Source organism: Mycetocola reblochoni REB411, from assembly GCF_900163835.1.
Taxonomy (GTDB): domain Bacteria; phylum Actinomycetota; class Actinomycetes; order Actinomycetales; family Microbacteriaceae; genus Mycetocola_B; species Mycetocola_B reblochoni.
In genome coordinates, this window is record NZ_FUKR01000070.1 from 21,094 (window position 1) to 30,320 (window position 9,227).

The 9,227-nt window shown below is 72.1% G+C and carries 9 protein-coding genes; 2 read left to right on the forward strand and 7 right to left on the reverse strand.

The annotated features are described in order from the left end of the window. The first annotated feature begins 107 nt into the window (after positions 1 to 107). Together FM119_RS12020 and FM119_RS12025 are read left to right on the forward strand one after the other, a co-directional pair. Positions 108 to 1,334 (forward strand): ATP-binding protein, encoded by a 1,227-nt coding sequence (locus tag FM119_RS12020; protein ID WP_179205329.1) that lies wholly within the window; start codon positions 108 to 110, stop codon positions 1,332 to 1,334. Beyond that, positions 1,327 to 1,965 (forward strand): response regulator, encoded by a 639-nt coding sequence (locus tag FM119_RS12025; protein ID WP_087138397.1) that lies wholly within the window; start codon positions 1,327 to 1,329, stop codon positions 1,963 to 1,965. Before FM119_RS12020 ends, FM119_RS12025 begins: the two co-directional genes overlap by 8 nt. A gap of 19 nt (positions 1,966 to 1,984) precedes the next feature. Here FM119_RS12025 and FM119_RS12030 read toward each other — a convergent pair whose 3' ends face one another. The 7 genes from FM119_RS12030 to dnaK form a co-directional block, all read right to left on the reverse strand. Then, complete coding sequence (locus tag FM119_RS12030) at positions 1,985 to 2,827, reverse strand: alpha/beta fold hydrolase (RefSeq protein ID WP_087138398.1); 843 nt, start codon at positions 2,825 to 2,827, stop codon at positions 1,985 to 1,987. 157 nt (positions 2,828 to 2,984) lie between these two features. Continuing rightward, the gene (locus FM119_RS12035; protein ID WP_143822710.1) at positions 2,985 to 3,656 is read right to left on the reverse strand and encodes a DsbA family protein; all 672 of its coding nucleotides are present in this window, start codon (positions 3,654 to 3,656) and stop codon (positions 2,985 to 2,987) included. A gap of 70 nt (positions 3,657 to 3,726) precedes the next feature. Beyond that, positions 3,727 to 4,866 carry a class I SAM-dependent methyltransferase gene (locus FM119_RS12040; RefSeq protein WP_087138400.1) on the reverse strand — a complete coding sequence of 380 codons (1,140 nt, stop codon included), beginning with the start codon at positions 4,864 to 4,866 and terminating at the stop codon, positions 3,727 to 3,729. Positions 4,867 to 4,971: 105 nt separating this feature from the next. Next, positions 4,972 to 5,388 (reverse strand): heat shock protein transcriptional repressor HspR, encoded by a 417-nt coding sequence (locus FM119_RS12045; protein ID WP_087138401.1) that lies wholly within the window; start codon positions 5,386 to 5,388, stop codon positions 4,972 to 4,974. A 65-nt stretch (positions 5,389 to 5,453) separates the two neighbouring features. Next, entirely contained in the window at positions 5,454 to 6,452 is a 999-nt protein-coding gene (locus FM119_RS12050; protein ID WP_087138402.1) for a DnaJ C-terminal domain-containing protein, read from the reverse strand. Positions 6,453 to 6,458: 6 nt separating this feature from the next. Continuing rightward, positions 6,459 to 7,085, reverse strand: coding sequence for a nucleotide exchange factor GrpE (locus FM119_RS12055; RefSeq protein WP_087138403.1), 627 nt, complete (start codon positions 7,083 to 7,085; stop codon positions 6,459 to 6,461). A gap of 2 nt (positions 7,086 to 7,087) precedes the next feature. Beyond that, entirely contained in the window at positions 7,088 to 8,947 is a 1,860-nt protein-coding gene (gene dnaK / locus FM119_RS12060) for a molecular chaperone DnaK (protein WP_087138404.1), read from the reverse strand. Between the last annotated feature and the right edge of the window lie 280 nt (positions 8,948 to 9,227).

Here is a 9,227-nt window from a genome sequence, read left to right on the forward strand (position 1 = left end):
CATCGTGGCGGCCCGCCGTGCGCAGCCCATCGGGGATCGCCCTGATCCGACCCTGATTCCGCCCCGGGCGGCCCCCGACGGCACACGCCGGGTGGTTGGATAGCCGGGTGAGCACACCCCCCGCCCCCGGAGCCGCGCGCACGAGCGCGCCCGCGGGCACCGGCAGGGCTCCGCTGCTGCGCCGGCCCTCCGGACGGACGCCCGGCGTCGCGAGCGGGCTCGCCGCGCACCTGGGCCGCCCCGTGCGTCAGGTCCGCCTCGCCCTGGCGCTGCTCAGCCTCGTCGGTGGGTTCGGGGCACTGCTGTACCTCTGGCTGTGGCTCGCGCTCCCCGTGCAGACCGCCGACGGCAGGCGCCCCCCGGCCGCCACGGTGCTGCCGACCGCGGCCATCGGCCTGGGCGCGACGGCCGCGTGCGTCGTGCTCGCCCTCGGCGACACGGCGACCCGGCAGGCCACGGCGCTCCCCGCCGCACCGATCGCCCCCGGCCTGGTCCCCGCGCTGGCCTGCGCGGCGGCGACGATGTGCTGGAGCCTGATGGTCGACAGGGGCGACCCCGCGCGCGGCGAACGCTACAGCCGGCTGGTCCGGCTCGGCACGGCAGGGCTCCTGGTGGCGGGTTCGCTCGGGCTGCTGTTCGGATCGCCCGCGGCGCCGACCGCCATCCTGGCCGTGCTCATGCTCGCGACCGGCGCGGTGCTGTTCGTGCTGCCGACCCTCGTGATCCTGTGGACCGAGCTCATCGACGAGCGCGCGGCGAGGGCGAGGGACGGCGAACGGGCGGAGATCGCCGCCCACCTGCACGACTCCGTGCTGCAGTCCCTCGCGCTCATCCAGCGTCGCGCGGGCCCGGGGACCGACGTGGCCCGCATCGCCAGGGCGCAGGAACGCGAGCTCCGCGACTGGCTGTTCGGCGCGGACTCCGCCCCCGCGCGCGACCTGGCCACGGCCATCGCCGAGGACGCCGCGCGCATCGAGCTGGAGCACCCGGTCCGGATCGACGTCGTCAGCAGCGGCGACGCGGACGGGCTCGACGAGGCCACGGCCGCGGCCGTCATCGCCGCCACGCGCGAGGCGCTGCTCAACGCCGCCAGGCACGCGGGCGGCGACGTGTCGGTCTACGTGGAGAGGGGGAGGGGCCGGGTGGACGTGTTCGTCAAGGATCGCGGCCCCGGCATCGACCCGGGGGACATCCCCGCCGACCGGATCGGCGTCCGCGAGTCGATCATCGGCCGGATCCGGCGCGTCGGCGGCACGGCGACGGTCCGCCGCGGCCGCGGCGAGGCACCCCAGGGGACCGAGGTCAGCATCACCGTGGAGGAGCAGCATGACTAGCGTTCTGATCGTCGACGACCACTCGATCTTCCGGTCGGGGCTGCGATCCGACCTCGACGCGGACCTCGACGTCCTTGGCGAGGCCAGCGACGTGGACTCCGCCGTCGAGGCGATCGCGCGACTCGCCCCCGACGTGGTGCTGCTCGACGTCCACCTGCCCGGGGGCGGGGGCGGCGGCGGCGCCGAGGTGGTGCGCCGCTCCCCTCAGGGCACGAGGTTCCTTGCGCTGAGCGTGTCCGACTCGGCGGAGGACGTCGTCGGCGTGATCCGCGCGGGTGCGCGCGGCTACCTGACGAAGACCAGCTCGGGCGAGGAGGTCAGCCGCTCGGTGCGGCTCGTCGCCTCGGGGGACGCGGTGTTCTCGCCCCGGCTCGCCGGCTTCGTCATCGACGCCTTCGGCGCGGCCGCGGGCGAGCAGGCGGAGAGCACCGCTGAGCTGGACCGGCTCTCCGCCAGGGAGCGCGAGGTCATGCGGCTCATCGCCCGCGGCTACGCGTACCGGGAAGTCGCGACCGAGCTGTTCATCTCGGTCAAGACCGTGGAGAGCCACGTCTCGGCCGTGCTGCGCAAGCTGCAGCTGTCCTCCCGCCACGAGCTGACCGCCTGGGCGAGCGCGCGGCGCCTGCTCTGAGGCTCCGCCCGTCGGTGCCTCAGCGCCGGAGGAAGTCCAGCAGCGCCCGGTTGACCTCCTCAGCGTGGGTCCAGAGCAGGCCGTGCGGCGCGCCCTCCACCTCGACGTAGCGCGCCTCGGGCAGCGCCGCGGCGAAGCGCCGGCCGGTCGCATCGATGGGGAGGATGTTGTCGGCGGTGCCGTGGACGATGAGCACGGGCAGGCCGGACGCCCTGACCGCCTCGACGTCGCCGCGGAAGTCCTCGATCCAGCTGGCCACGACGGCGGATGCGGCGACGGGCGCCGAGCCGATCGCGGTCGCCCAGTTGGCGTCGACGGCCTCCTGGCTGATCCGGGTGCCGAGGGTGTCGTCCAGGTTGTAGAAGTCGGCGAAGAACTGCCGGAACCAGGCGAAGCGGTCGGCGAGCGCGGCGGATTCGATCCCCTCGAAGACCTCGGAGGGCACGCCGTCGGGGTTATCGTCGCGCTGCACGAGGAACGGCTCGAGTGAGGCGAGGAACGCCAGCCCTGAGATCCTCTCGTGCCCGGAGCGGCCGACGTACCTGGCCAGCTCGCCGGTGCCCATCGAGAAGCCCACCAGCGTGACGTCGCGGAGGTCGAGGGTGCTGATCAGGACGTCGAGGTCGGCGGCGAAGGTGTCGTAGTCGTAGCCGGTCCCCGTCAGGCTGGACCGGCCGAAGCCGCGGCGGTCGTAGCTGATCACGCGGTGGCCGGCGGACAGCAGTGCCCGCGTCTGCCGCTCCCAGCTCCTCCCGTCGAGCGGGTAGCCGTGGATGAGGACCACGGGCCGTCCCTCGCCCTGGTCCTCGTAGTAGAGCTCGATCGGTGTGCTGTTCTCGCGTCCAACGGTGATGCGTCCCACGGGTGTCCCCCTCGACGTGCGGCACGGGGGACGGACGTCACCCGCCTGCCCCACGCTAGGCGTGCGGGCGTGGCGGTTCAAGGCCGGACGTCACCCCCGAGGGGACGACGCGGGGCCGCACGGCGGGACCGGCGGGACCGGCGGGGCCGGCGGGACGTCAGTCGAGCGTGATCCGCGACTCGACGGCCTGGGTGAGCTCGTCGAGGCTGGAGATCTCGAGCTGCTGCCCGTCGAGGAACAGCGTCGGGGTGCCCGCGACGCCGACCGCGGCACCGTCGGCGAGGTCCGCGTCGACGAGCGTGGCGATCTCGTCGCCCGCCCTGTCGGCGTTGAAACGGTCGACGTCGAGGCCGATGTCCTCGGCGTAGCCCTCGAAGACGCCCTCGGCCGCCGCCTGGTCGAGGTCGCTCCACTCGTCCTGGCCGGTGAACAGGGCCTTGTACATCTCGGGGAAGGACCCCTGCAGCCGGGCGGCCTCGGCCGCGTGCGCGGCGACCGTGGCGTTGGCGTGGATCTCGGCGAGCGGGAAGTTGCGGATGACGACGGTGAGCTCGTCGGGGTACTTCTCCGCGAGGTCCGTCATCGTGCCGGACACCATCCCGCAGGGCGGGCACTGGTAGTCGGCGAACTCGACGAGGGTCACGGGCGCGTCGAGGGAGGGGCTGAGCGTGGCGGGGTCGTCGCCGAGCAGCGCCGTCTGGTCGACGGCAGCCCCCGTCGTGGCGGTGGCCGCGCCGGAGGGGGCGGAGTCCGACGCGGGGGAACAGCCGCTGAGGGCGGCGATCGTCACGAGGGCTGCGGCGGCAACGAGGCCACGTCGGAGGCGCATGGGGACGTCACTTTCGTCGGGGATGTCGGGACCGGAGCCGGTCGCCACGAGGCTACCAGCCGAGCCCGGATCACCGTGCCAGCGAGCGGGTCACGGTGAACTTCGGCGTGCGGTGCAGTTGCTCCGTCGGCCCGACGAGGCGCTCGAGCGCACCGCGGTAGCCCAGGTGCGAGTTCCACACCGTCCACAGCTCGCCGCCAGGGACGAGCACCCTCGACGCGTCGGCGAAGAGGCGCTCCGCGAGGCCCGTGTGCACGGCCGCTCCGATGTGGAAGGGCGGGTTGAGGAGCACGAGCTCGGCGCTGTCGTCCGCTTGGGCGGACAGCCCGTCGTCCCTGACCACACGGACGCGATCGCGCAGGCCGGCCGCGGAGACCGTCGCCGTCGCCGAGTCGACCGCGGCGAGCGACTGGTCGGTCGCCAGCACGGAGAGCGACGGGAAGCGACGGGCGAGCTCGACGGCGAGCACCCCGGTGCCGCAGCCGAGGTCGACCGCCCTGCCCTCGGTGCGCTGCAGCAGGTGCAGCTGGCCGAGCAGCTCGCGCGTCCCCAGGTCGAGGCCCGTGCCGTTGAAGGCGGCGCCGTGGGCGATGATCTCGATGCCGAGTTCCGCGTCGACGCGGCGCTCCGGGTAGCTCCGCCCGACACCGGGCACGGGCCCGGATGCGAGGAGCACCCGTGATTTCTGCCGGGCGAGGGTGGCGTCGACGATCCGGAAGTGCTCGGACAGCACGCCCGTCTGCGTGCGGCTCATGTGCTTGACCCGTCCGCCGGCGAGAACGACGACGTCGCTCGCGGCCCCCGCGGCGATGAGCGCCGCCTGCTCGTCCAGGGCCGCGTTCGCCCGCGGCAGCTGGAGCAGAACCAGCCGGGCCCCGTCGACGAGCGCGCGGCCGAGCGGCAGCTGCTCGATGCCGTCGACTCCGAGGCGCGCCGCGTTGGCGGCGATGGCCCGCTCGCCGAGCAGGCCGTCCTGATGACTGCGGACGGTGGCCGCGCCGAGCTGCAGCCGGGCGCCGAGGCTCAGCGCCCCGTGCCGGTCCCCGATGACGGTGACGGCTCCGGGCGCGCGAAGCGAGGGGTCGGCGGCCACGCGCTCGGCCGCGAGGTCGAGCAGGTAGCGGTCGGTGGCGTCCCAGGCCTGCAGGTTGGGGGCCTCGACGTCCGGGTGGCGGCGCAGCGCGGTGACGTCAAACGGGGGTACGGCCATTCGGCCAGGGTAGTCGAGCGGCGCGTGTGGCCGGGCAGAGTCCGGTGTCGGACGGGGCCGCGGCGAGCAGGGACACCGTGGCGAGCGGGCCGCGGCGTCGGGAGCTCAGTCCTCCGACTGCGGACGCCAGACCATCAGTTCGGCCCGCCGCTGCGTCCGGCGGCCGCTGGTGAGCGAGACGACGTCGCCGCGGGAGCCGGCGGCGAAGATGCGCCGCCCGCGGCGGGTCATCACCTCGTTGGCGAGGTTGTGCTCCAGTTTGCGGACCTGCCGCTCCAGCCCGGACACCCGCTCGGTGAGGGCCAGGATGCGGGCGATCCCCTCCAGGTTGACGCCCTCGGCCCTGAGCCCGGCAATCTCCCGCAGCTGTGCGATGTTGTGCATCGAGTACCGGCGCGACTGGCCGCGCGTCCGCGTCGGCGACACCAGCCCGAGACGGTCGTACTGCCGCAGCGTCTGCGGGTGCAGGCCGCTGAGCTCCGCCGCCGTCGCGATGGCGAAGACAGGTGAGTTCTCGTCCATCCCCCGCCTCCTTCCTGCTGTTCCGTCCGCGACCGCCAGGGGGTGCGGCCGCGGACGGGTCGCGGTCACCCGCGGGCGCGCTGCAGCAGCTCGTCCCTCGGGTTGTCGTGCGGGCCGAGCTTCTGGAACTCCATGAGCGCCTCGGTGGCCTCGCTGCTCAGGTGCGAGGGCACGGCCACCTGGACCTCGGCGAGCAGGTCGCCCGTCGCCTTCTTGGTGGTCACGCCGCGGCCCTTGACGCGCAGCACCCTGCCGGACGGGGTTCCCGGGGCGACCTTGAGCCGGACGGGGTCGCCGCCGAGGGTCGGCACCTCGATGGTCGCCCCGAGCACGGCCTCGGCGAAGGTCACGGGGACCGTCACGCGCAGGTTGTTGCCGTCGCGCTCGAACACCGGGTGCGGCCTGACCTTGACCTGGAGGACCAGGTCGCCGGCGGCCCCGCCGTCGGGCGAGGGGTGGCCCTTGCCCGCCAGCTTGATCTTCTGCCCGTCGGAGACGCCCGCGGGGATCTTCACCTTGATGGTGCGCCCCTCCCCGGTCTGCAGGGTGACGGTGTCTCCCTTGACCGCGGTGACGAAGTCGATGGTCGTCGACGCGGTGACGTCCTGGCCGGGGGTCGGCCCGCCGAAGCCGCGGTAGCCGCCGCTCGACTGGCCGAAGCGTCCCCCGCCGCCCCCGCCGAACAGCCCGCCGAGCAGGTCGTCGTACTGGCTCTGCTGGTAGCTGTACTGCGCGTTGCGGCCGCCTCCGCCGAACATGCCGCCGAAGACGTCCTCGAAGCCGCCCGACCCACCGCCGGACCCGCCCGGCGCGGTGAAGCGCGCGCCGGAGCCCATGGCCCTGACCTGGTCGTACTCGGCCCGCTGCGCGCTGTCGGAGAGGACCGAGTAGGCCTCGGAGATCTCCTTGAACCGCGCTTCGGCCTTCGCGTCACCGGGGTTGGAGTCGGGGTGGTACTGACGCGCCAGCTTGCGGTAGGTCTTCTTCAGCTCCGCCTCGGAGACGTCCTTGGACACCCCGAGGGTCTTGTAGAAGTCCTTCTCGAACCAATCCTGACTTGCCATACGCGCCTACTCCGCGGGTACCTGGACGACGACCTTGGCCGCCCGGATGAGGGTGTCGCCCACGCGGTAGCCGGTCTCGACGACGTCGAGCACCGTCGAGCCGTCCGCTCCGGGCGTGGGCTGCTGGAACACGGCCTCGTGGATGTTGTGGTCGAACTCGTCGCCGACGGCCCCGAAGGAGCTGAGGCCGAGCCGTTCGGTCGCCGCGCGCAGCTTCTGCGCGATGGTGGCGAAGGCGCTTCCCTCGACGAGGTCGTCGTGCTTCTCGGCCCGGTCGAGGTCGTCGAGCACCGGCAGGAGGGAACCGAGCACGTCACCGACGGTGCGCTCGTGCTCGGCCTTGCGGCCCGCCTCGGTGCGCTTGCGGTAGTTGGCGTACTCGGCGGTGACCCGCTGGAGGTCGGCCAGCCGCTCGGCGGCGAGCTCCTCGGCGCTGGCCTGGCCGGACAGCACCGCGAGCTCCTCGTCGCTGAGACCGTCGGGGTCCTCGGCGCCGTGCTCCTGGCCGGCGTCGGCGTCCCGGTCCTGCGGCGCGGGGCCGGAAGCGTTCGCCTCCGGCCCCTGCGCTGCTGACCGAACCTCGCCCTCGTCGGGGCCGTTGCCGTCCTCGGGATTCTGGTTCTCGGTGGTCATGGTTACTTGGTGTCCTTCTCGTCCTCGTCCTCGACGACCTCGGCGTCAACCACGTCCTCGTCGGAGGAGGTGTCGGCGGCGGGCTCGCCCTCTGCGGTCGCCTGGCCCTCGGCCTGGGCCTGAGCGTAGATGGCCTCGCCCAGCTTGCCCTGGCTGGCGCTGAGGGCGTCGAACGCGGTCTTCACGGCGTCCTCGTCCTCACCGGCGAGCGCGCTCTTGAGCGCGTCGACGTCCGCCTGCACGCTGGTCTTGACGTCCTCGGGGAGCTTGTCCTCGTTGTCCTTGATCAGCTTGTCGGTGGAGTACGCCAGCTGCTCGGCGGCGTTGCGGGTCTCGGCCTGCTCGCGGCGCTTCTTGTCCTCGGCGGCGTTGTCCTCGGCCTCCTTGACCATGCGATCGATGTCGTCCTTGGACAGCGCGGACCCGCCGGAGATGGTGATCTTCTGCTCGGTGCCGGTGCCCTTGTCCTTCGCGGACACCTGGACGATGCCGTTGGCGTCGATGTCGAAGGTGACCTCGACCTGCGGCACGCCGCGCGGGGCCGGCGCGATGCCGGTCAGCTCGAAGGTGCCGAGGTTCTTGTTGTCGCGGGTGAACTCGCGCTCGCCCTGGAAGACCTGGATCTGCACGGAGGGCTGGTTGTCCTCTGCGGTGGTGAAGGTCTCGCTCCGCTTGGTCGGGATGGCCGTGTTGCGCTCGATGAGCTTGGTCATGATGCCGCCCTTGGTCTCGATGCCGAGGCTCAGCGGGGTGACGTCGATGAGCAGGACGTCCTTGCGCTCGCCCTTGAGGACACCGGCCTGGAGTGCGGCACCGATGGCGACGACCTCGTCGGGGTTGACGCCCTTGTTGGCCTCCTTGCCTGCCTCCTTCTTGACCAGCTCGGCGACGGCGGGCATCCGGGTCGAGCCACCGACGAGCACCACGTGGGCGATGTCGGAGACCTTGATGCCGGCCTCACGGATGACGTCCTGGAAGGGCTTCTTGGTCCGCTCGAGCAGGTCGGCGGTGAGCTCCTCGAACTTGGCGCGGGAGAGCGTCTCGTCGAGGTTGGCCGGGCCGTTCTCGGTCAGCGACAGGTACGGCAGCTGGATCGAGGTCGACGTCGAGGAGCTGAGCTCCTTCTTGGCCTGCTCCGCGGCCTCCTTGAGGCGCTGCTTGGCGATCTTGTCGTTGGAGACGTCGACGCCGGTGGACTCCTTGAACCGCGTGATCAGCCAGTCGACGATGCGCTGGTCCCAGTCGTCGCCGCCGAGGCGGTTGTCGCCGGCGGTCGCGCGGACCTGGATCGTGGAGAAGTCGTCGTCCTTGCCCACCTCGAGCAGGGACACGTCGAACGTTCCGCCTCCGAGGTCGAAGACGAGGATGAGCTCGTCCTCCTTGCCCTTGTCGAGGCCGTAGGCCAGCGCGGCAGCGGTCGGCTCGTTGATGATGCGGAGCACGTTGAGGCCCGCGATCTCACCGGCCTCCTTGGTGGCCTGGCGCTCGGCGTCGTTGAAGTAGGCGGGGACGGTGATGACGGCGTCGGTGACGGTGTCGCCGAGGTACTGCTCGGCGTCGCGCTTCAGCTTGCCGAGGATGCGCGCCGAGATCTCCTGGGGGGTGTACTTCTTGCCGTCGACGTCGAAGCTCCAGTCGGTGCCCATGTGCCGCTTGACGGAGGCGAGGGTGCGGTCGACGTTGGTGACGGCCTGGCGCTTGGCGGTCTCACCGACGAGCACCTCCCCGTCCTTGGTGAACGCGACGACGGACGGGGTGGTCCGCAGGCCTTCGGCGTTGGCGATGACGGTGGGCTCGCCGCCCTCGAGGACGCTGACGACGGAGTTCGTGGTTCCGAGGTCGATTCCTACTGCTCGTGCCATGTGAGTCTCCTTCTGACTTCTGCTGGTCGTGGTCGCCGGCTCTGCGCCGGTGAGTTGGTGGGCACCCGATCCGATCCGATCCGATCAAGTTGAGTGCGTATGACTCAAGTTTAGAAGCCGCATCGCCACTGTCAAGCTCGTTCACTCAATGTTGAGCCACATCGACTCAAGTTTCACCCAGGGCGAACGATCGGGGCCCGCATCACCCGCGCGACACCCGCCGGACACCGACCGGCCCTACGATTCACCCATGCAGACCCCCGCAGCCGAGCCCGCCGCC

What these genes read in the sequence shown, in the direction of transcription:
- FM119_RS12025 (WP_087138397.1), top strand. Translation starts at nt 1,327, where the DNA reads ATGACTAGCGTTCTGATCGTCGACGACCACTCGATCTTCCGGTCGGGG.
- FM119_RS12035 (WP_143822710.1), bottom strand. Translation starts at nt 3,656, where the DNA reads ATGCGCCTCCGACGTGGCCTCGTTGCCGCCGCAGCCCTCGTGACGATC.
- FM119_RS12040 (WP_087138400.1), bottom strand. Translation starts at nt 4,866, where the DNA reads ATGGCCGTACCCCCGTTTGACGTCACCGCGCTGCGCCGCCACCCGGAC.
- FM119_RS12045 (WP_087138401.1), bottom strand. Translation starts at nt 5,388, where the DNA reads ATGGACGAGAACTCACCTGTCTTCGCCATCGCGACGGCGGCGGAGCTC.
- FM119_RS12050 (WP_087138402.1), bottom strand. Translation starts at nt 6,452, where the DNA reads ATGGCAAGTCAGGATTGGTTCGAGAAGGACTTCTACAAGACCCTCGGG.
- FM119_RS12055 (WP_087138403.1), bottom strand. Translation starts at nt 7,085, where the DNA reads ATGACCACCGAGAACCAGAATCCCGAGGACGGCAACGGCCCCGACGAG.
- dnaK (WP_087138404.1), bottom strand. Translation starts at nt 8,947, where the DNA reads ATGGCACGAGCAGTAGGAATCGACCTCGGAACCACGAACTCCGTCGTC.